Below are 20,304 nucleotides of genomic sequence, written 5' to 3'. Positions count from 1 at the left end.
ACCACCCTACCGAAGCGGTGAAATTGCTGGGTTCTCCCCGTTAGGCCCGTCACCGCCAAACTCGTCCCCATCAGCACCGTCGTCGCCGTCAACTTCGATCTCCCCGTCGTTCTCGGGTGACTCACCAGGTTCCTCGCCATCGGTTTCACCCCCCGCCGGCGGGTCTTCGGGCGATTCAGCGTCCGTCGGATCGTCCGCTCCGTCGGGCTCGTTCTCGAGCCCGTCTTCATCTTCGTCGGGCGCCTCGTCCTCGAGCGGATCGTCCTCTTCGAACGGATCGTCTTCCTCGAGAACGTCGTCCTCGTCCTCCGCGGTCGCGTTGTCATCGTCCTCGGCCTCAGGATCCTCCGCGTCCGCCTCCGCTTCATCTGCCTCCTCGTCCGCGGCTTCCTCGATCGTCACCGTCGCCGTCTCGCTGTCGTCCTCGCTCGAGACGGTCGCGTCGTACTCGCCGGGCTCGAGATCGGATGTATCGACATCGAACGTGACGGTCTCGCCGTCGTCCTCCTCGAGCGTCAGGTCGGTGGCGTCGGAGACGCCGTCGAGCTCGAGATCGATCGACTGCGTGGCTTCCTCATCGCCGACGTTCTCGACGTTGGCCTCGAGAATGAGCTCGTCGCCCTGTTCGACCGGTTCGATCGGCTCGAGGATGTCGACGGCGAACTCGGCGGGATCGTCCGGATCGATCTCTCCCGCGGGATCGGTCTCGACGACGACGGGCTCGTCGTAGTCGTAGAATCCCATGTCGACCACCCAGGCGAGTTGTTCGTCGTCGTCCTCGGGCGTCCAGTCGACGGTGAACGAGTCCGAACCGGGCGCGAGTTCGGTCGGCGGTTCGTCCTCGGTCGCTCCCTCGAGTTCGCTCTCGACGATCAGGTCCGCGTCGTTGGGGTTGTCGTAGCCGAAGGTAACGTCGATTCCGTCGTCGGTCGGCGTCGTGTCTTCGACGGTGAGTTCGGGGAGCTCCGGCCGAACTTCCTCGACGCACTCGCCCGCTTCTGGATTCGAGTAGTCGATGCTGCCGGGAACCGCGTCGGGCGAACTGAAGCCGACGATCGTCGCACCGAAGTTACCGCTCGGAACTTCGACGAGCGCGCCCTCTTCGGTCTCAGTTACGGCGAACTGCTCGTCGACCTCGAAGACGATCGTTCCCTCGAGCGGTGCCTCGACGTCTTCACCGACCGTGACGGAGTACTCCCCGAGCGTGTTTCCGATGCCGCCGCTCTCGTAGAACGTCGTCGCAACGATGATTCGGTCACCGTCCTCGAAGGTGCCGGTCATTTCCGCCTGGAAACAGGTCGGGAACTCGGCCTCGAACTCGTCGGGCACGTCGTCGGGTTCGACCGTGTACTCGATGGTTTCGCTCTCGAGCACCTCGCCGTCGAATTCGGGGGTCTCGTCGTCCGCTTCCGTATCGTCAGTTTCCCCGTCGTCCGCCTCCGCACCGTTCGCCTCACCGCCGTCCGTCCCCGCGCCGTCAGCCTCCACACCGTTCTCACCCGTCTCGACCCCCTCCGCCGAGACGACGTTGACGTCGAGGGTGGCGTTCTCCTCGAGAGGCGGCTCGAGCGCGACCGTCTCGTCGTTTGTTGTTTCGTTGGCGTCGTAGGGTCCGCTCGCGGCGATCTCGGTCCCTTCCTCGTCGGTTACGGTCAGCCCGTACTCGACGGTCGCGCTCGCCTGGTCGACCGCGAGCGTCGAGCCGTTACCCGTCTGATCGACGACGGACAACGTCGCTTCGGGCTCGTCAGGCGGGTCGGGCTCTTCGTCCTCGAGTACGTACTCGATCGACTCGCTCGCCAATTCCGTCTCGTTCTCGGCGTCGAGAACCGAGACGTCGACGGTCGTGTTCTCCTCGATCGGCGGCTCGAGGGAAACCGTCTCGTTTGTCACCGTCTCGTTCGCCTCGAACGGATCGGTTTCGACCGCCTCGCCATCGTACTCGGCGGCGATCGCGTACTCGACGGACGCGTTCGCCTCGTCGACCGCGAGCGTCTCGCCGTCGCCTTCCTGATCGCTCACCGAGAGCGTCGCCTCGGGCTCGTCCGGCGGCTCCGGCTCGTCGTCTTCGACGCTGATGAACGCGCTGTCGAGCACCGGCGCGCCGCCCTGGGTGACGTAGGGCTCGTCGTCCTCGCCGCCGCTGTCGACGTACTGGAAGGTTTGATCGTCGGTCGTATCGTGGTGGACGGCCGCGACGATCGGGCCGCTCTCCTCGAGCGGGTCGTCGAGATCGATCTGGACGTCTTCGTGATCGCCCGACTCGAGGTACGCAGAGTGACCGATGACGCCTTCCGGATCGACGCCGATGTCGACTCCGTCGTAGATCGCGACGAAGCCACCCTCGGAGAGGGAGACGCTGTCGACGGTGACGTTCTCGCCCCCGCTTTCCTGGTCTCCGATGCTGATCGACGCCTCGCCCTCGAGTTCGTCGATCTCTTCGATGATCTGGACCACCTCTACCTCGACGTACTGGATGATCTGGGCTTCGTCGTCGATGCCTTCTCCGATGGCGTAGGCGACCGCGTCACTGGCCGTTTCTTGGGTCAGCGACTGCACCTGCGTGACGCTGATCTGTTGGTACTGGATCGCGTTCGCCGCCTCCTGGCAGGCGCTCGAGGCGGCGATCTGAATCTGCTCGATCGACGCTTCCTGGTGCTGGAAGAGCGCGCCGCTCGAGGCACCCTCGGCCAGCGCCTGCACTTGCGTCGCCTCGACGGCTTGCTGCTGGAGGACCGCCCCTTCTCCTGCGCCGAAAGCCGCCGCCTGAATCTGTTCGACCTCGACGATCTGTTGCTGGATCGCCGACTCGACGGAGCCCTTCGCCGCGCCCGTCGCCGCCGCCTGAATCTGCGTGACCGAAATCTCCTGTTGCTGGACAAGCACGCCCTGGCCCGCGCCGTCCGCGGCGGACTGGATCTGTTCGATCGAGGCCGCCTGACTCTGGGCGATCGCACCCTTCGCCGAGCCGAAGGAGGCTTCTTGGACCTGCGTGATCGAAATCCGCTGTACCTGCTCGACGCTGACCGTCTGGAGCTGTTTCAACGGTCCCACGCCCGCACCGTGGGCCGCGGCCTGGGTCTGCTCGACGCTCACCGCTTGCTGTTGGACGAGCGCTCCTTTTGCGGCTCCCGTCGCCGCTTTCTGGATCTGTTTGACCGTCACCTCCTGTTGCTGTTCGACCTCGAGTCGCTGATCCTGCTCGAGCGCCGCGGCGGTGCTCCCCTCGAGCGCACCGCTCGCCGCACCCGCCGCCGCGTACTGGACGTGCTCGAGAGTTACCTGCTGGCGCTGTTCGGCCGTGATCTTCTGGTACTGCTCGAGGACGCCGTAGGCCGAACCCTGTGCGGCCTCCTGGATCTTCGGCGCTCGATCGACGCCCTTCTCGCCCGCTTCGGCGGCCGCCCCGGCGGCCGCACCGGCGGTCGCAACCTGAATCTGCTCGACCGTCACTCGCTGGTACTGGGCCATCGCGCCGTGGGTCGCTCCCCAAGTCGCGGCTTGCATTTGGCTCGCGTTGACGGTCTGGTGCTGCGCTAAGGCACCGCTCGTTGACCCGACGACGGCCGCCTGGACCTGCTCAGCCTCGACGGCCTGTGATTGCATCAGCGAGCCGTGGACCGCACCTTTCGTCGCTTCCTGAACCTGCTCGGCTTGTGCTTCCTGGTACTGGGCGGCGGACTGGCTCGCCCCCTCGAGCGCCGCCGTCCGTTGTTCCTGCGTGATCTCGACGCCCTGGGCCTGTGCGAGTTCGAGTCCCTCTTCGACGCCCGCCTCGACGGCGTCTTCGTCGTCCTGCGTGAGCGCGCCCGCATCGGCCGTCTCGAGTTCCGGCTCGACGGCGGCCATCGATACCGCCTCGAGGTCGGACGCCCCCGTCGCGACGGATTCGCTTTCGTCGAGTTGTTCGTCCCCAATATTTGTGTCAGTAATCGCAGTGGAATCGTCCATCTCGATCGCGCCATCCGCTTCGTCATCCGGATGCTGATCGAACAAGCCCCCACCCCCGAGAAACGGTAGGGCAACGACGCTGACGACCATCGAGACGGCGACGAGTCCCGTTAGGAGAAGCGTCGTTCGCTTCATCGTCCGCCTCGGTCCTCCCAATTCTGTGCGCCCTGCCGAGTTGCGGCCGTCGACGGACCTGTTCGACGGCTTTCGGTTGGTGCGTGGCTTTCGGCTGATACGTTGCCTTCCGTAGGCCCGTGGCTTTCCGTTGATCCGTCCCCTTCCGCTGATCCGCGCGTTGCTCCGCGATTTCCGTTCCCCCGCGTTCGAGACGTCGTGTTATCGAACCCCATACGACCCGAAGCGGGACGAATCGGCGCTTAAGCACCCCGTTCGTTCCAGTTAGGAGGACGATACAATCTCGTGTTGCAAACCGACGCCGTTTTTGAGACTTCTCTATCCGGGTTGTTCGAGTCCATTTCTCCGCTGTTTGAGATTGTTGCTGTGGCTCTCAAACGGTAGGCGTATCCGACAGGTAGCGATCGATTGGGCTCCCGATGCGAGTCGGGTCCGCCGGTACTGGAGTCGATCGTCACCCCGTTCGATTCGTCTCAGACCGTTGAAATAGTAATATATTTGTAACGCGTTCGACACCGATGAGTTGATGGGATATTCGATCGACGCCGTTCTCCTGGTTCTCGTGACGGGCATCGGAATCGGGACGATCGTCTCGGCGATCAGCTGTTTCCTGCTCGCTCGACGGAGTCGGCGCTGGGGCGACGAAACGGTTTCGTGGCGATTGCACATTGCAGCTATCGCGTTCGCATTCCTGAGCGGTCTCTTCGTCTGGATCTTCGTCGATTCGCGTGGCGAAGCGTTCGCATCGTTGGCCGAGCCGATCGCTTTCGCCGGTTCGTCCCTTCCCGCCGCCGTTTTCGGGGCGCTCGCTGCCGGGCTCGCCGGTGGCGTCGTCGGAACCGCCGGCATCTCGAGTGCGCTTTCGCACAGACCGGATTTGGCAGACGAGGATCGGTCGACGGTACGGCGACGCTACGCTCGCGATCTAACGCTACTTACCCTGGTCGTCTTCGGCATTCTCTCCGCGGTCGGGCCGTTCCTTCGAACCGGCCTCGTCGGTATCGTGATCGGCGCTCTGGGCATCGGTTTCTGGGTCGGCGGACCACTGCTCGGGATCGTTCTCGGATCGACACGAGCCCCGACGGATACCGAGAACGCACGCATCGATCGCCTCCTCGAAACGGCCGAACTCTCGCCTCGAAGCGTTCGGGTCTTCGAGGGCGGTGAACAGCAGATTTCGATCGAACTCTCGGGAGCGCCGACCGGACGAGTCCTTTTTTGCTCCGAAGCCGCTCTCGAGAAACTAGACGATTCGACGCTTACAGCGCTGCTCGCGTGCCGGAAACAGCAGGCGAGACACCTCGAAGGATTGTGGGGGATCCTGACGATCCTCCTTCCGGTCGTTCCCGTTGCTGGCGTATTGCTTGCCGATCTTCCCGTCCTTCCGGGGCTCGCCCTCGCGTTGCTCCTCGTCTTCGGCGGGCTAGCGGGTACCCGTCGGCTCCGACTTCGCGCCGACGACCGAGCCGCCGAAGCGATTGGTACCGACGCGCTCGTCACCGCGTTCGAACGAAGCCACGACGCTGCGGGAATCAGTCTTCACCGCCCGACGCGGACACCAAACTGGCTCTCTGCGACGCCATCGATGACCAGACGGGTGACCCGACTCCGCGAACGGACTGACTGCTCGAGTTCGTAAGACCGACGCTCGAGACGCGGTAAACCGAAGTTTTGATCACGGTTTACGGACGAGAGGGGGTATGGAAACCGAACAGGGGTCGGTCGACCTCGTCGAGGGGGACGTGGTCCGGTCGTTCGCTCGAGCGGCGTTACTCGCGGCGCTCATGGGGGCGACAGCCTTCGTCGCGATACCGATTTCGGGGGTCCCGGGAACGCTCCAGATGCTCGTCGTCTTCCTCGCCGGGCTGTATCTGGGTCCAGGGTGGGGAGCGTTCGCGATGATTCTCTATCTCCTTGCGGGCGCACTCGGCGCGCCGGTCTTCTCCGGGTTCTCGGCGGGCCCCGGCGTGTTACTCGGCCCGACCGGCGGATTTCTCTTGACGTTCCCCGTCGGAGCCCTGCTCGTCGGAGCGATCGTCCACCGCGGCCGTGAGCTTCGCGACCCGGAAACCGTCTCCCTTCCGATCGTGATCCTCGGCCTCGCCGTCGCGACCGCGGTCGTCTATCTGGGCGGATTCATCTGGTACGCGTGGGTAACGGAAACCGCACTACTGGAAGCGTTTACCGTCGTCGCGCTTCCGTTGATCCCTGGTGACCTGCTCAAGATGGCCGCCGCGATCGCGATCGTTCGCTCCGGCGTTATCGACACCACATAGTGAGTACACCGCATAACGAGTCCACGACTCCGAAACCGCATACATGATCGAATTCCGATCCGTCACCTACGGCTTCGACGATACCACCGTCCTCGAGGAGTGTTCCCTCGAGATCGAAGACGGCGAGTTCGTCCTCCTCGCGGGGGCGAACGGGAGCGGGAAGACGACCTTGCTTCGACACTGCAACGGGCTATTGACCCCCGACGGCGGCGAAGTGCTCGTCGACGGCGTTTCGGTCGCCGAAAACCCTGTCGCCGCTCGAACGGCCGTCGGAATGGTGTTTCAACACCCGCGGGATCAGTTCGTGTCCGCGACCGTCGGCAACGATATCGCATTCGGCCCGGAAAACCTCGGTCTCGAGCGCGAGGAGATCGATCGTCGCGTCCAAGCCGCGCTCGAGGCGGTGAACCTCAAGGGTCGAGGAGACGACCGCATCGACACGCTCTCGGGCGGCGAGCAATCGCGGGTCGCCATCGCCGGCGCGCTGGCGATGGAACCGACGCATCTCCTGTTGGACGAACCGTTTACCGGTCTCGACGAGCCGTCGCGCGAGGCCGTTCTCGACCGGCTCGAGTCCCTTTCGGTGGACGGCACCGGAATCGTCCTCTCGACGCACGACCTTCGGGACGTCGCCCGGCTCGCGGATCGGATCGTCGTCCTGCGCGAGGGGGAGATCCTGGTCGACGAGCCGCCGGCGCGGGCGCTCGAGTCGCTGGCGGATCTCGAGATTCGAGTCCCGTCATGACCGTTCGCGAGAACGGTTGCCGCTCGAGCGGACGATGCTCGAGCACCGTCCGGAAAGCGCGTTCCTCGCCGCCTGCGAACGGACCGTCGGGTGATTCAGCCGAATGTTGACCTACGAGCCCGACGACACGTTCGCCCATCGGCTCGATCCACGCTCGAAGCTCGCCGTCCAAATCGGGTTCGCCGTCACGGCGCTGGCTCACACGACGCCACGAGCGCTCGTCGTCTTCACCCTCTTTACGATTCTCGGGCTCGCGGCCGCCGGCGTCGCGCTCTCGCGGGCGCTGTTCGCCTATCGGTTTGCGCTTCCGATCCTCGCGGCCGCACCGATCATTTCGATTCTCACCGTCGGCTCTCCCTGGATCGTCCCGTCCGACGGCGTCGATCCTGCACTGGCCAGTTACCGCGTGCTGTTGATCCTCCTGTTCAGCGCAGCGTACGTCAGGTCGACGCCCGCACGTGACTCTCGAGCGGCAATCCAGCGAACGGTTCCCGGAAAACCCGGCCAACTGCTCGGGATGGGGGTCGGCCTAGTCTTTCGATTCGTTCCGCTGCTTTTGACCGATCTCCAGCGCATTCGCCAGGCGATGGCCGCCCGACTCGGAACCGAACGTGGTGTCGTAGACCGCGTCAATCGGATCGGTGTTCTCGGACTCTCGAGGGCGTTCACTCGAGCGGATCGGCTATCGGTCGCACTGCAGGCCCGGTGTTTCTCGTGGAACCCGACGCTTCCTGCGCTCTCGTTTTCGAGGATTGACTGGGCCGTGTGCGCGTTCGGTATTGTGCTCGGACTTTCGGCGGTAGTTTGACCGTCTGCTCTGCGGAGTGTTCGTGTTCGCAAATCCACCCGGCCAAGTCATCAAAGCGCTCCGATCAATGGACTGGGAGCGTATTCGATTCGACCGCCCCATCCTCCGTCTCGGAATCCGGGGTGAAAACGGGAATGTCGGAAGCGGCCTGTATCTTTCGCTCGAAAAAGTCACGGTTCTCTCGGATCGTCGCTTCGTCCCAGGTCCACCACTCGGTCTCGAGAAGTTTCTCTCGAACCTCCTCGGGGAATCGCCACTTGATGTGCTCTGCGGGAACGCCACCGACGATCGAGTAAGGCTCGACATCGCTGGTGACGACCGAGCCGGCACCGATGACCGCGCCGTCACCGACGGTAACCCCTGATAGCACCGTCGCCCCGATTCCGACCCAGACGTCGTTGCCGATTGTTATCGGGCCGTTCGACGCTGGTGGCAATTCGCTGTCGAGGACTTCGTCGTACAACCGGATCTGCATCGACGGTTTCGTCGTTTCGTGGTTGATCTGCTGGAACGTGCTTCGTTTTGCGATCGCACAGTACTTCCCGAACTCGACGTTCCCGATTACGTCACAGTTCGGCTCGAAATTCGTCTGTTTGTCGACGGTAACATCTCCATTGAGTATACACCCACGACTCACTCTCGTCATCGGACCGAGATCGATCGCCCCTCGGAAGAGACAGCCGCTGGAAACGCGAGCTGACGGTTCGATGTCGAGTTCGAGTCTGTCTGCGTATCGGTTGATCAATCCGTGTGTCGCGGATGGATACCCAACGGTTGAGAGAACTCGATCCAGAGTGGTCGTGAGGTTCACACGTAGTAGGCGTCCCAACGCCGTGTCTGATATAGTTCACTCAATGAACATGAACAGTATCCTTCGATATCACAAATACTGAGACAATACGCTCTATAGGGGAACAGTATCGCGTTGAGTACGGCGGTTGATCTCTACTTCTCTGGGTTAGTCAACCCATGCTCTCGTTTGATACCTTGATTAGAAGGGTATGTTTAGAAATAAGATGTCAGCGATCAGTTAAAGGTTCGTTTCGGGAGTAGCCGATGGGGTCGAAGGAAGTTCCGCGAGACAGTCCCGACAGTACGTGAACACGAAGTCGTTTGCGGTGCCACAGTGCGGACAGCTGGCCGGTTGTTCGGCATTGCGCATCGTGCCAGTTGATTCGGACGTCATATCTCGTCGTCGGCGACTCAGACGTATATCGACTACCCGGACGTATGCAAGCCACCACGCATTCTGGAAAGGGAAATTCACGTAACGACAGATCCCTCGAAAGAGCCGCTTCAAACGCACAGAACTCGGGCATCTGAGGCCCAATCAGCGGTGTGAATTACCTCGGGTTCAAGTGATTTGAGAATCTTCGATTTCCGAACGACCTCGAGGTATTCTCCTGTCCCGCTGATAAACTCTTCCGGGAAGATTTCGCCTGCCGTTGCCTTTTGCTCTCCGATACCAACTCTTCGAGTATGAGTCCGAACCACGAACGGAAGCTCGAGGAAGAGTTAATCGAGGCGATCGTCGACGTTCGCCACAACGATGACGACCTCGATGTCGAGCAAGTGAGCGAGTACTTACTCGCTGAAGATCAGATAAACCGCTACCTTATCGGCCTGCAAGACGACTGTACACGGGCGTCATTTTACTGTACGGCAACCAGATCAATTGCCTACAAACCAGTGACGGGTGAATCGCCGTCAAAACTCGTCGATACCGTAACTGGAGTGTCTAACCGTCAACAACTTCGGGATTGGATCGTCGATCAAGAGTGGTCGTGGATCCACCCGCGATTCCAGTGGCTGCTCGCCGACTGAACGCGGATACCCTTTAGGCCCCTCTCGGGTTCTCTAACGCAACCGTGGGTGTAGAAAAACAGATAAGTTGTCGAAAACCGGCATGGGTTTGTGGTATATAGAACTCCCAAATCGAACCGGCGATAAGATTGATATGTTCGTACTTGAAATAGCAAATCGCGAAGGAGGAGGATGGGGGGAATCTGTTATTGCCAACAGACCGATCATCGCCAACACACCATTCTTCCCGACGCATACCCTTACGCTGGGGTACCCAACGTCAGGCCATAACAGGCCTTTTGCAGCCGGGAATCAGGGAATGCCACACTCGCCGAATCCGTAGTGTGACTACTCGGCTGCTGGTTCGTCGATCGATGATTTACACAATTACGCATCGCTTTTCCGGAACTCAACCGCTGGGAGTACACTGGTTGAATTCGCCAGCAACAGAGGTATCCGCCCGAGCAATGTGACCATGGTATGGCGACGAAACCACCACTCGAATGTCCGCTCTGTCACGATTCTATCAAACACGGTCAGAAACTCGAGCACCATCTCGTCCATAATCACCAAAAGCGCCAGCTCGCGAAGTTCGTCGCTACGGAAACGGTTGCCATGGAAAGCAACGAAATTTCAGAGTGATAGCGACTGTACGATGCTTTCTCGAAGCGTATTGGTGATTTCGCCGTTGCAGATGGCACCCGATTCAGAACGACTCGATCGGGTACTGAATCACGATTCGAAACCGGTCTGTCTACTCTAACACGGCCAATCTACCGAATAATGTTCGATAAAGACAGCTCAGCGGCTGTTTGCCGAAGAGTGTGTCTGACTCTCCCCCCGATCGAACTGAATACCGAACGACACCTTGAACCGCGTCAGACAGCTGTCTGACCCCTTTTTCAGCTATTGAGTGTCTGACTGAGGTACAAGTAAAACGCCTCCCCGTCGTCAGTATGGCAATCGAACCGTCCGCTCGGTCACACAACCGACAGTCCCCTCAACAATGTGTGACAAACACGCGGAGGACAATACGATGACGACGGTAACGATGGCAATTCCGATGGTGGTGACGGTTCTCCAACTAGTCTGGGCGACGCGTGAGCAAAAGCGCGTGACGCTCCGCGAGCGCGTTCGAACGATCGTTCCGTTCGTGCTCGCCCTGATCGTCGTTACTATCGCGACGCTTGGCTACCTCGAACTCGTCGCCACGCTACTCGAGGCTCTCGAGTGAGCGGTCCTCAAAAACGGTCCGTGAGCGGGCACCACTTCGCCGTCGACGGCCAGCGACGCTTCTGAAATTATCGTCCGTTCGACACACGCTCTTCGTTGGCGGATGACGGTCGACTAGGGCCCGAGCGCCAACCGAGAGCCCCGCGAGGACCGTCAGGTCGACAAACGTGATACCGAGACATCTCGGAGGTCGCCCGGTAGTTCGTAGCCGTCCGCGACCAGTGCAATCGGCTGGGTTGCGATCTGTCCGTCCGAATTCCCGCTTCCGGTACTATCGCCGCGGTAGATGTGCGCTCGCACGTACGGGATGTGACTCTCCTCGAGTTCGATCGTCTCGCCGGTTTCGACCACGTCACCGTTGCTGTACCAGTCGATCGTTCCGATCTCGTCGGGCCAATCAACATCGATCGTGATCTCCTCCGCAGAGATATCCATGGAAGTGACCTGCGGTGGTTCGGGGGCGCCAGCCGGGTCACACTGATCGTACCGGTCCCGCATGGTGATGTAAAATCGCCCCTCCTCGAGGGCGTCGAACAGTGCCAACCGAGACTCATGCTGACACGACGGATCGAACTCGTCGTCCGAGAGGAGGACCGTCCACCAGCGGAGGTCCGGACCGGCCCCGTGGCCCCACTCGCCAAGATTACAGTCGTTCGCCGAAAACCCCCAAATCGGGCGTTCTGGCATGGTTTCGGAAAGGAGACTGTCCCACATGGAGAACATGTCCTTGAGGTCCAAGCCGTCGCCGTAGTGATTGCCCTGCTCTCCGAGCCCTTTTTGATAAATCTCGAGACCAAGGAGCCCGTCATCGAGGCTGTACTCCTCGAAAAACGGGAGATATCGATCCCAGTCATCTACCGAGCTCATGTATCGCGACGGATGCGGGATGACGACCTGGCCCCGCCCGCAAACGATCGTGTTGTCGTCGTCCTCGATAATCTCCGGGAGGGCCTCAGACAAGTCGCCGTAGTCACCCGTCGAGCCACCGCTGCCGGGGTAGTATTCGAAATCCTGTGGAGACGAAACGGCGAACAAGTGACAGATGTGCTCAACGTCGTCGATTTCCTGACTCGGAAAAGATATCACGCCGTCGAGGCCGAGCGCTTCCGGATCTCGAGTTTGCCAATCGTCGTCCCGGGTGTCCATGTCCTCCCAGCCGCCTTCGTCGGACCCCCAGTACGGTTCCTCGTCCTCGGCTTGTGACCCAACTCCCAGAACCTCGTACAGCTGATCGTCGTCCAATGAACCACCCTCGACTTCCGCACCGTCTGTGAACACGTCGAGCGCGTCGGCGGGTTCGTCTCCAAACCCTCGCCAGTGGACGTGGTGATCGGCTTTGTACCTGCCGTCCGAGGACCAGTCGACGCCCTCGTACGGGTTATCGTAGATAATCACGTCGTTCCCCGCCGTGCTCTCGAGGACGAACGTGGGTTCGTCGTCGGCTGCTTCGGTAGAGGCACGTTCTCCGATCGTTGCCGCGAGCGCCCCTGCAACGAAGTGTCGTCGTTCCATGAGAGTACACTCCATCTTCAGGTACTCATATCTACTCCTACTCGTCAGTCGGATTCCGTTCGTCGACACGCTCAGCGAAGCGCGGTTAGACTTCCTCCCGTTGTTTTCTAGCAGGAGTCGACAAACACTCGCGTGATCAGTCCGTCTCTCGAAGTGATTGACTGCCTCCCGCGTGAGGATTGTTTTGTCACCACTGCTGGGTCCGAAAACCGAGTGATCTGGTGCAGAGATGGATCTGGTCGTAGACCGTCTCAGAAGCTGCGCTTTCGTTTTTCGAACAACTCTCGTACGTCGGAGAATGGGTGGCCGAAAGAACAACAGGGCCATGCCACCAGTTATAAAGAGAGATGGTAAGTGGTAGTGAAGAGGAGATACTAGTTCTTCACGTCGACGACGATTCGAGTTTGGCCGACCTGATTGCTACCTTCCTTCAACGTGAGGATAGCCGACTTTCCGTCGAAACCGCAACCGCTGCAGACGCCGGTCTGGAATGCCTTGCCGAGTACGATGTTGATTGCATCGTTTCTGATTACGATATGCCTGAGCAGAACGGTATTGAGTTTCTTGAAGCCGTTCGAGAGGAATATCCTGATCTGCCGTTTATTCTCTATACCGGAAAAGGCTCCGAGGAAGTGGCCAGTGACGCGATTTCTGCAGGTGTGACGGACTATCTTCAAAAGGGGCCCGGTACCAGTCAGTACACGGTACTCGCGAATCGGATCGGAAACGTCGTCAAACAGTCTCGATCACAAAACGAGCTTGAAGAAACTAAGCAGAAATTACATCAGCTTGCTGAACGGTCTGACGATATCCTATTCATGTTCAACAGCGATTGGAGTGAACTGCTGTTCGTTAATTCGGCGTACGAAGATATTTGGGGTGGTTCGATCCTCGAAGTGAAATCCAACCCCGAAGTGTTTCTGGAGTACGTTCATCCCGAAGATCGCGAGATTGTAACCCGTTCCATGGAAACGGTCGCGGCCGGCGAGTCAGATGAGATCGAGTATCGGGTAATTCGTCCAGACGGAGCGCTACGGTGGGTTCGAAGCGAGGGAAAACCTATCTTCGAGGACGGAACTGTGAGCCGGATCGCGGGGTACGTCCGTGATATTACCGAACAGAAAGAGCGCGAACAACAATTACGGTCACTACATGATCGATTCGAGCGATTCGGCAAACATGTGCGTGATGCCTTCTTTTTCGTCACGACAGACTACTCGGAGACACTGTATGCAAATCCTGCTGTCGAGGATGTCTACGGGATCACACCCGAGGAAGCATACAAGGATCCCGAATCGTGGATGAATTATCTCCATCCCGACGATCGGAGCAAGATAGTCGAGGAGATAACAGATCAACAGGACGGGGTGGTTGACTGGCCGGTAGAACAAGAGTTCCGTGTCCAACACCCGAATCGGGGAGTCCGGTGGGTTCAATCGCGACTCGAACTGGTTACTGACAAGCGGGGAGTTCCCGTGGAGATCGCCGGTGTGGCAACCGATATCACCGAGAGAAAGGAGCGCGAGCAGAAACTCAGGCGTGAACGTGATAATTTCGACGAGTTTGCCAGTGTCGTCTCTCACGACCTTCGAAATCCGTTAAACTTGGCCAACGGATACTTGGGACTCGCTCAAAAAGAGCGCGAGAACGAGTACCATCAAGCGATTGCGGACGCACACGATCGAATGAAACGTCTCATCGATGACGTGTTATGGCTTACTCAGCGGGGACGAGGCATCGGTAAAACCGAACCTGTCTCTCTTTGGAAAGCTGTTGAAGATGCCTGGACTATTGTTAACGGTGAGACTGCCGGAGGTGAATTACTTTGTATCGATGACAGGGACTCATCGACTATCGAGGCAGACTATAACCGGCTCTGCCAATTGCTCGAGAACGTGTTCGGAAACGCGATCGAGCACGGAGGGCCGGACATCACCGTCCGAGTCGAACCGATGGAAACGGGCTTTGCTATCGAAGATACTGGTCCCGGAATTCCGCCTGAGGAACTCGACCAAATCTTCGAGATCGGCTATTCATCTGTCGGTGATGGAACTGGCCTCGGACTTTCGATCGTCGAGCAAGTAGCCCACTCCCACGGGTGGGATGTTCGCGCACTCGAGGGAACTGAAGGTGGGGCACGGTTCGAGATTACCGGTATCACGTTCATTGACTAGCTACTTCCAACTATTCAGAATGGAAACTAATCGCTGCATGCGTCGGGAGTCCAGGACCCCGAGTTATTGGATTGTGAGCAATTCGATAAAAGCCGGTGGGGGATTGCGAACCACGGTCGGAGCACGCCCCTCCCTGATCCAAATCCCTCCAAGACAGCCTCCCGGCTCACGAAGTTGTTCGCCGGAAGAAAGCCGGTGGAGGGATCTCAGCCAAACCCTTAACATCGTCAGCTTGAATGAATAGTCATGGCTCCTGACCCAAAACGCGGCGTCGAAGTCCTCCGTGAGAAGCTCACGAAGGGCGATCGTGGCGGCTCCGACGTCGATCGCGAACTCTTGCTCGAGTTCAGCGACGAACTCCGACTCCGACGGGAGGACTACGGCCACCACCGACACGAGAAGCTCCTCCGGCATCTCGTCCGAATGAGTGAGCACGCCGATGCCGAGCTCCACGAGTCCATCCTCGAGGACAGCGACGTCGACGGCGACCCCTTCTACGAGGCCAAGGACGCGGCGAAGACAGTCGTCCGCTGGATCCACGACACCTACGACGTCGAAGACGGATCCCAGGAAACCAACCGCGACTACCGCGTCGCGTTCCGACTGCTCGCCAAGCACGTCACTCGTGACGACGAGATCCCCGACACGCACGACTGGATCTCGACGAAGACCACCCGCGACTACGATCCCGAGCCCGACGAAGCGGACATGCTCGACCTCGAGCACGACGTCAAGCCGATGATCGAGATGGCCCGCAACCCGCGCGACAAGGCGATCATCGCCCTGCAGTTCGAGGGTGGATTCCGGGGTGGCGAGCTCTACGACATGACGGTCGGTGACGTCACCGACGGTGAACACTCGACCAAGGTCCGCGTCGACGGGAAGCGGGGCGAGCACGACGTCCATCTGATCTTCGCGACGCCGTACGTGAACCGCTGGCTGAACGAACATCCCGGCGGTCGCGACGACTACCTCTGGTCGAAGCTCAACAGCACCGGCCGGCTCAGTTACCAGCGGTTCCTCCAGTGTTTCAAGGAGTCCGCTGCTCGAGCCGACGTCCAGAAGCCGGTCACGCCGACCAATCTGCGAAAGTCGAACGCCTACTGGCTCTCGATGCGCGACAAGTCCCAGGCGTTCATCGAAGACCGGCAGGGACGGGCTCGTGGCTCGCCTGTCATCTCGCGGTACGTCGCGAAGTTCTCCGGTGAGACCCAGGAGAAGGAATACGCGGCCATGCACGGCCTCGAGGTTGACACCGAGGACACGACCGAAGAGGTCGCTCCGGTTACCTGCCCTCGCTGCGGGGAGAAGACGCCCCACGACCGAGATTTCTGCATCCACTGCCGGTTCAGTCTCGACCTCGAGGCCAAGCAGCTGGTCGACATGCTCAAAGAACGGATCGACGACGAGATCGTCGACGAAAACGACCCCGACCGGCGCGGTGACCTTATCAGTGGCCGGCGAACGCTCGAGGATAAGCCCCACGTTATGGAGCGTGACGAGCTTCATGAGTTGGCCTCCTCGCTGTCCGTCGAGGACTGAAGCGCGATCTCGAAGATGCGCCCCACCTCATTGTCGTAATGGTCTGCGAGTCGTTTGAACAGCTCTCGCTCGTCGTCGGTCAGCTCATCAGCGGGTTCGTCGGGGGTTGGGGTAGCAGATTTACTCATTTGTCGCTCACCTGATTACGGATGTAGATGCGCTCGGACCACGGTCGATCCATCAGCTCGATGCACGTCGTGATCGCGCCCTGTCGGGCGAGAATGACGGTATCACTTCGACGGTGGTAACGCGCGACTGCGCCGAGGTGCGCGCTCGGGTAGTGAATCGGATCGGCCTCGCGCCACGCCTGGTCGACATCGATGTCGTCGATGAGCGCCCGATCGGGCCACCGGTCTTGGACGTGGTCAGGGATCTCGCCGACCGCATGCTCAGCCGCACGCCGGCGTTCGCGATCGGCGACATCCTCGACACTCGCCATCACGCGAACACCACCCCCTCGGCGAACAGGAGTGAGAGTAAGAGGGCTGCCGACACGATCGTGACCAGGACGAGTCCCTGGAGTGGGTTCAGCTGTGCTCGCCCGTCGACGAACTGCTCGAGCGTCGTCGGCGACCCGGCCTCGAGGTCGACGTCGCCGGGAACCTCGCCGTCGTTGAACTGCTCCTGGACCTCCCTGTAGTCATCCGGTCGCCGTCCGGTCAGTTCCTCGAATTTGTTTTTGTGTTTCCGTGCGTGAGCAGGCCCGGCAAGCGGGCTCTCGAGTTCTTGCCCGCAGACGGAGCACTCGCGTTGGCTCATCGTCGCCCTCCTGGGATGTCCCGAACATCTCCATAGCAGTCGAGTGCGACCGTGATCGCTCGCGCACGGCCTCTCGTGATGCCGAGGTCGTCGGCAACGTCTCCGAGTCCTTCGCGTTCGTCGGTCGCGACCCGGACGTCCGCGGCTGTCACCCCGTCCGGGAGCTCTATATCGGGTTCATCCCTTCCGCCGTCAACGGCGTCGACAGTGATCTCGTCGCTCTCGTCCTGGACGTCGTCGCCGGTGCCCGCCGGCGCGTCGTCCGCGGCGTCCTCCTCGAGGTCGTGTGCCTCTGACTCTGGCTCGGGATCGTCCTCGGTGGAGGTGCCGTTCTCGTCACTGTCAGTTTCGTGAACGTCGTGGTCGGTCATCCGACGGTAGACTGCACCGTACCCGACTTCGAAGCGTTCGGCGGCAGCGCTGATATTGCCGCCCGCTTCGTTGTATGCCCGCTCGAGGTCCTCGGTGACGGTATGATCGAGAGTGTCCTTCTCGCCCTCGTCAGTCTCCTCGTGCTGATCGTCGGGTTCGGTGGTTACACCGAAGCCTTCGAGGTCGTCTTCGCGAACGGTGACGGTGAGCTGTCCGCGGAGCTCGTTTGCGTCGGCCTCGAGCAGCTGAGCGCTGTCGACGTCGATCGGCGTCTCGCCGAATGCGTCGACGACGTCGGCGAAGCGACGAAGCCCGTCGGCGGCGTCACTCATCGTACTCACCGTACACGGGCTCGTCGAACTGCGCCCCGCAGCGATTACAGTAGTAGTCGCCGTCGCCTTGGGGGACCCCCGTCGGTTTCCCTGTTTTCTTCCTGACCGCGAGTTGTCGACACTCGGGACAGCGTGGTCGCTCCTTGTGTGGTGTCGTCGACGGGGCTTGGCGGGCGTGTTTGAGGTCGAAGTCCTCGGGGATGATCTCGCTCACCGCCGGTCACCCCCTTCGATTCCAGTGGAGTTCTCAGCTGCTGATTCGAGTTCGGCGCTACACTCGATGCAGACGCGGGTGTACTCGGCGTTCCACATCGCCCGCAGCTTCTCCCATTTCGAGGAAGCGTCGGGCTCGAAGCTCTCGATTGGGAACGCGAGTTTCTGGGCGTAGTAGCACCCGCAGTACTCGCCACAGCGGTCGCAGTAGTTGTCGTGACGACGCTTTCCGAGTCGGAGTTTCGGCTCGCAGATCGCCATCGCGAGCAGCCTCGCGAGGTGGAAGCGTACGCGGTAGAACATCACTAGACACCCCCGTCGCGTTTGGTATCCGTGTCCACATACCGCCTACGTGGGTCATCATCAGGCCACTTCTCTGGCGCGGGGACTTCTTGCGTCTCTACACCACGGATTTCTTCTATTTCGCCATCGTGCTTCTGTCTCGTCAGCTCTACCGCTTCTTCTTCTGAGGTTGGAGCAGGACTACAGTATGTCATTCTCCGTCCTGCCCAAATGTGCTTAGACCCTCGCTCCAGCGTCAGCATTACTTGATACTCTGTCGTAACACCCTGTTCTTGCTTTAGGCGCTCAGTACTGCCCACAGCGTTACCGCCGTCGGTCGCGACCGCCCGCTCAAGGTCGACATCATGCATCTCCTTTCGTGCGTGGCGTTCCATCTCGTCGGAGACGTCGACGAGGTCGGTGTCGCGGTACGTCCAGGAACAGTCATCACAGCTTGCGTGGTGTTCGGGCCGACCGCCGTCGGCGACTAGCTGTTGGTCCTGACAGTCGTGCCGAATCAACTCGCCCAGCGTCTCGAACGGCGTTGAGCAGACGTCGCAGTAGTGGCACTCACCACGGAGGAACGCATCACGACCACCGTCGGCGACCACCTTGTGCTCGAGTCGATCCCGAACGCGTTGGTGGATGTCATCCCGGCGGTGTTCGAGTTCGTACTCGTTGACGACGTAGCTGATGGCGACGCGTTTCGAGTCACCGGCGTCGATGAGCGTCGCGGCTTCGCGAACGGCGCGATCGACTTGCTCGGATTCGCGGGTGCCGCCGTCGGCGCGCAGTTCGCTAGCGCTGTCGGAACGCGTGTCGACGGGGTTGTTACCACGGTCGTGGGCGCGCTCGAGGACACTACGGAACTTTGCCTTCCGCGCTACCGGGATGTTCGAATCCCTCGGTGGTCGTTTGCACACCGATGGTGGGATGCCGTCGCGATCAACCGGCGTCCAGTTCTCACTGTCGGCGCGGTAGCGGGTCTCGACGCCGCTCTCGAGATCCCGAGTGACACCGAGCACCGCGATCGAGGCGGCGTCGGTCTCCTCTGACCACCCACGACGGATGGCGATCGTGTAGAATCGGCGCTCGTTGTCGCCGAGTTGCGGGTGCTCGTCGTCGGAGAACGTGCCCACTTTGGCCCACTGGACCGGTCCCCACTCGAGGCCAGGGCCGTCCATCTCGACGGGTTCGGGGTACCAGGAGTTGACCGAGGTCATCGTCGCTCGCCTCCATCGATCTGTTCGGTGCCCTCGACCTCGGTGTAGACGGCCTCGAGGATTCGGTGGGCATGTTCGAACGCCGTGCCTTTCTCGATGCCATCGGCCATCCGATCGTACGCGACGATGTCGATGCGCTCGAGGCGCGGAAGGTGCGTCTGGTAGAGTGCGATGTAGGTGGCTTTGCGTTCCTTCCCGCTGACCTGGGCGGGCGGCTTCTCGAGCTCGCCCATGGCGACGATCTCGGCGAGGTCGCCTAGCGGGATCGGCTCGTCGGCACGTTCGAGTGCGTGCAGTGTGAGCCGCCGCCGTTCGTTGTCGACGATGAGCGATACGTCGTCGATCTCGAGTGGTGTCTTGGGAGTGTGATCGGGTTCGGTGCCGAGCAGGCCGCCGACGACCCTTCCAACGACGCTCATACGTGCACCCCGTAGAAGAACACCGAATCGTGGCGGTCAGCGCGCTCGAGTGCTCCGGCCAGATACGCCGATGGGATAGCGTTATCCGCGTCGCGTTCGGACGGGTCACCTAGACGGGGTCGCTGGCCTGAACAACCTCCCGTCTGTACTGCCGCGTCTTCGCGCGGTGGTTTTTCCAAAGAACTGTCGCTCGCTGGAGAGTCATCTTGGCCGCGGTTGCGGCCAGCGGTACTGCGCTCTGTGGGGTAATCTCTTTTTACCCCGGTGTACTCGTTGTGCATGCTTTCGAAATCCTCGTGATGGGATTCGGAAGCCAGTCCGCCGTGTGCCAGCACGGTGGGCGTTTTCATGCCCAATATTCTGACTTCCAATTCATAGTATACGACTCCATTTACATAATCCTTACTGAGAATTACTAAGTCTATACTTAGAACCCCAGAACGGTTAAGGCGTATCTTTCACTATTGGATACTAATCGGGAACACTATGAGTTTGACAGTAAATACTGGAGATACGATGCGAAGA

Annotated in this window: 21 protein-coding genes; 8 read left to right on the top strand and 13 right to left on the bottom strand. The window is 60.5% G+C overall.

Features of this window, described 5'->3' with window-relative positions; all coding sequences use genetic code 11:
- Nucleotides 1–6: 6 nt before the first annotated feature.
- Entirely contained in the window at nt 7–4,086 is a 4,080-nt protein-coding gene (locus ACZ5C7_RS15400) for a DUF7282 domain-containing protein (RefSeq protein WP_464377170.1), read from the bottom strand.
- 526 nt (nt 4,087–4,612) lie between these two features.
- Between ACZ5C7_RS15400 and ACZ5C7_RS15395 the strand changes: the two genes are divergently transcribed.
- The 4 genes from ACZ5C7_RS15395 (at nt 4,613) to ACZ5C7_RS15380 (ending at nt 7,915) form a co-directional block, all read left to right on the top strand.
- The gene (locus ACZ5C7_RS15395; protein WP_464377169.1) at nt 4,613–5,725 is read left to right on the top strand and encodes a hypothetical protein; all 1,113 of its coding nucleotides are present in this window, start codon (nt 4,613–4,615) and stop codon (nt 5,723–5,725) included.
- Between the two features lie 61 nt (nt 5,726–5,786).
- Nucleotides 5,787–6,362: a biotin transporter BioY gene (locus tag ACZ5C7_RS15390; protein WP_464377168.1), complete on the top strand. Its 576-nt coding sequence runs from the start codon at nt 5,787–5,789 to the stop codon at nt 6,360–6,362.
- A gap of 43 nt (nt 6,363–6,405) precedes the next feature.
- Nucleotides 6,406–7,107, top strand: a complete 702-nt coding sequence (locus tag ACZ5C7_RS15385) for an energy-coupling factor ABC transporter ATP-binding protein (protein ID WP_464377167.1) — start codon at nt 6,406–6,408, stop codon at nt 7,105–7,107.
- A 103-nt stretch (nt 7,108–7,210) separates the two neighbouring features.
- Nucleotides 7,211–7,915 (top strand): energy-coupling factor transporter transmembrane component T family protein, encoded by a 705-nt coding sequence (locus tag ACZ5C7_RS15380; RefSeq protein WP_464377166.1) that lies wholly within the window; start codon nt 7,211–7,213, stop codon nt 7,913–7,915.
- A 64-nt stretch (nt 7,916–7,979) separates the two neighbouring features.
- Here the strand turns inward: ACZ5C7_RS15380 and ACZ5C7_RS15375 are convergent, their stop codons facing one another.
- Nucleotides 7,980–8,726, bottom strand: a complete 747-nt coding sequence (locus ACZ5C7_RS15375; RefSeq protein WP_464377165.1) for a CatB-related O-acetyltransferase — start codon at nt 8,724–8,726, stop codon at nt 7,980–7,982.
- A 219-nt stretch (nt 8,727–8,945) separates the two neighbouring features.
- Complete coding sequence (locus ACZ5C7_RS15370) at nt 8,946–9,077, bottom strand: DUF7577 domain-containing protein (RefSeq protein WP_464378458.1); 132 nt, start codon at nt 9,075–9,077, stop codon at nt 8,946–8,948.
- A gap of 317 nt (nt 9,078–9,394) precedes the next feature.
- Between ACZ5C7_RS15370 and ACZ5C7_RS15365 the strand changes: the two genes are divergently transcribed.
- Entirely contained in the window at nt 9,395–9,739 is a 345-nt protein-coding gene (locus tag ACZ5C7_RS15365) for a hypothetical protein (protein WP_464377164.1), read from the top strand.
- Between the two features lie 1,015 nt (nt 9,740–10,754).
- Nucleotides 10,755–10,952 carry a hypothetical protein gene (locus ACZ5C7_RS15360; RefSeq protein ID WP_464377163.1) on the top strand — a complete coding sequence of 66 codons (198 nt, stop codon included), beginning with the start codon at nt 10,755–10,757 and terminating at the stop codon, nt 10,950–10,952.
- Nucleotides 10,953–11,104: 152 nt separating this feature from the next.
- Here the strand turns inward: ACZ5C7_RS15360 and ACZ5C7_RS15355 are convergent, their stop codons facing one another.
- Entirely contained in the window at nt 11,105–12,463 is a 1,359-nt protein-coding gene (locus ACZ5C7_RS15355; RefSeq protein ID WP_464377162.1) for a CehA/McbA family metallohydrolase domain-containing protein, read from the bottom strand.
- 347 nt (nt 12,464–12,810) lie between these two features.
- Here ACZ5C7_RS15355 and ACZ5C7_RS15350 point away from each other — a divergent pair, with 347 nt between their 5' ends.
- Together ACZ5C7_RS15350 and ACZ5C7_RS15345 are read left to right on the top strand one after the other, a co-directional pair.
- Nucleotides 12,811–14,637 (top strand): PAS domain-containing protein, encoded by a 1,827-nt coding sequence (locus ACZ5C7_RS15350; RefSeq protein WP_464377161.1) that lies wholly within the window; start codon nt 12,811–12,813, stop codon nt 14,635–14,637.
- Between the two features lie 246 nt (nt 14,638–14,883).
- On the top strand, nt 14,884–16,179 hold the full coding sequence (locus tag ACZ5C7_RS15345; RefSeq protein WP_464377160.1) for a tyrosine-type recombinase/integrase: 1,296 nt from the start codon (nt 14,884–14,886) through the stop codon (nt 16,177–16,179).
- Here ACZ5C7_RS15345 and ACZ5C7_RS15340 read toward each other — a convergent pair.
- The 9 genes from ACZ5C7_RS15340 to ACZ5C7_RS15300 are packed head-to-tail and all read right to left on the bottom strand — an operon-like array spanning nt 16,143 to nt 20,129.
- On the bottom strand, nt 16,143–16,307 hold the full coding sequence (locus ACZ5C7_RS15340; RefSeq protein ID WP_464377159.1) for a kinesin: 165 nt from the start codon (nt 16,305–16,307) through the stop codon (nt 16,143–16,145). The two genes, ACZ5C7_RS15345 and ACZ5C7_RS15340, sit on opposite strands and share 37 nt — an antisense overlap.
- Nucleotides 16,304–16,618, bottom strand: a complete 315-nt coding sequence (locus ACZ5C7_RS15335; protein WP_464377158.1) for a hypothetical protein — start codon at nt 16,616–16,618, stop codon at nt 16,304–16,306. The genes ACZ5C7_RS15340 and ACZ5C7_RS15335 overlap by 4 nt, the downstream gene beginning before the upstream one ends.
- Nucleotides 16,618–16,938: a hypothetical protein gene (locus tag ACZ5C7_RS15330; RefSeq protein ID WP_464377157.1), complete on the bottom strand. Its 321-nt coding sequence runs from the start codon at nt 16,936–16,938 to the stop codon at nt 16,618–16,620. The genes ACZ5C7_RS15335 and ACZ5C7_RS15330 overlap by 1 nt, the downstream gene beginning before the upstream one ends.
- Entirely contained in the window at nt 16,935–17,642 is a 708-nt protein-coding gene (locus tag ACZ5C7_RS15325) for a hypothetical protein (RefSeq protein ID WP_464377156.1), read from the bottom strand. Before ACZ5C7_RS15325 ends, ACZ5C7_RS15330 begins: the two co-directional genes overlap by 4 nt.
- The gene (locus ACZ5C7_RS15320; RefSeq protein WP_464377155.1) at nt 17,635–17,856 is read right to left on the bottom strand and encodes a hypothetical protein; all 222 of its coding nucleotides are present in this window, start codon (nt 17,854–17,856) and stop codon (nt 17,635–17,637) included. Before ACZ5C7_RS15320 ends, ACZ5C7_RS15325 begins: the two co-directional genes overlap by 8 nt.
- Nucleotides 17,853–18,158: a hypothetical protein gene (locus tag ACZ5C7_RS15315; RefSeq protein ID WP_464377154.1), complete on the bottom strand. Its 306-nt coding sequence runs from the start codon at nt 18,156–18,158 to the stop codon at nt 17,853–17,855. Before ACZ5C7_RS15315 ends, ACZ5C7_RS15320 begins: the two co-directional genes overlap by 4 nt.
- Nucleotides 18,159–18,160: 2 nt before the next feature.
- Nucleotides 18,161–19,360, bottom strand: a complete 1,200-nt coding sequence (locus ACZ5C7_RS15310) for a hypothetical protein (RefSeq protein ID WP_464377153.1) — start codon at nt 19,358–19,360, stop codon at nt 18,161–18,163.
- Entirely contained in the window at nt 19,357–19,779 is a 423-nt protein-coding gene (locus ACZ5C7_RS15305; RefSeq protein WP_464377152.1) for a DUF7344 domain-containing protein, read from the bottom strand. The genes ACZ5C7_RS15310 and ACZ5C7_RS15305 overlap by 4 nt, the downstream gene beginning before the upstream one ends.
- Nucleotides 19,776–20,129 carry a hypothetical protein gene (locus ACZ5C7_RS15300; RefSeq protein ID WP_464377151.1) on the bottom strand — a complete coding sequence of 118 codons (354 nt, stop codon included), beginning with the start codon at nt 20,127–20,129 and terminating at the stop codon, nt 19,776–19,778. Before ACZ5C7_RS15300 ends, ACZ5C7_RS15305 begins: the two co-directional genes overlap by 4 nt.
- Nucleotides 20,130–20,304: the final 175 nt, after the last annotated feature.

It is taken from the genome of Halostagnicola alkaliphila (assembly GCF_055379965.1).
This window is presented reverse-complemented; position numbering and strand designations above follow the sequence as displayed.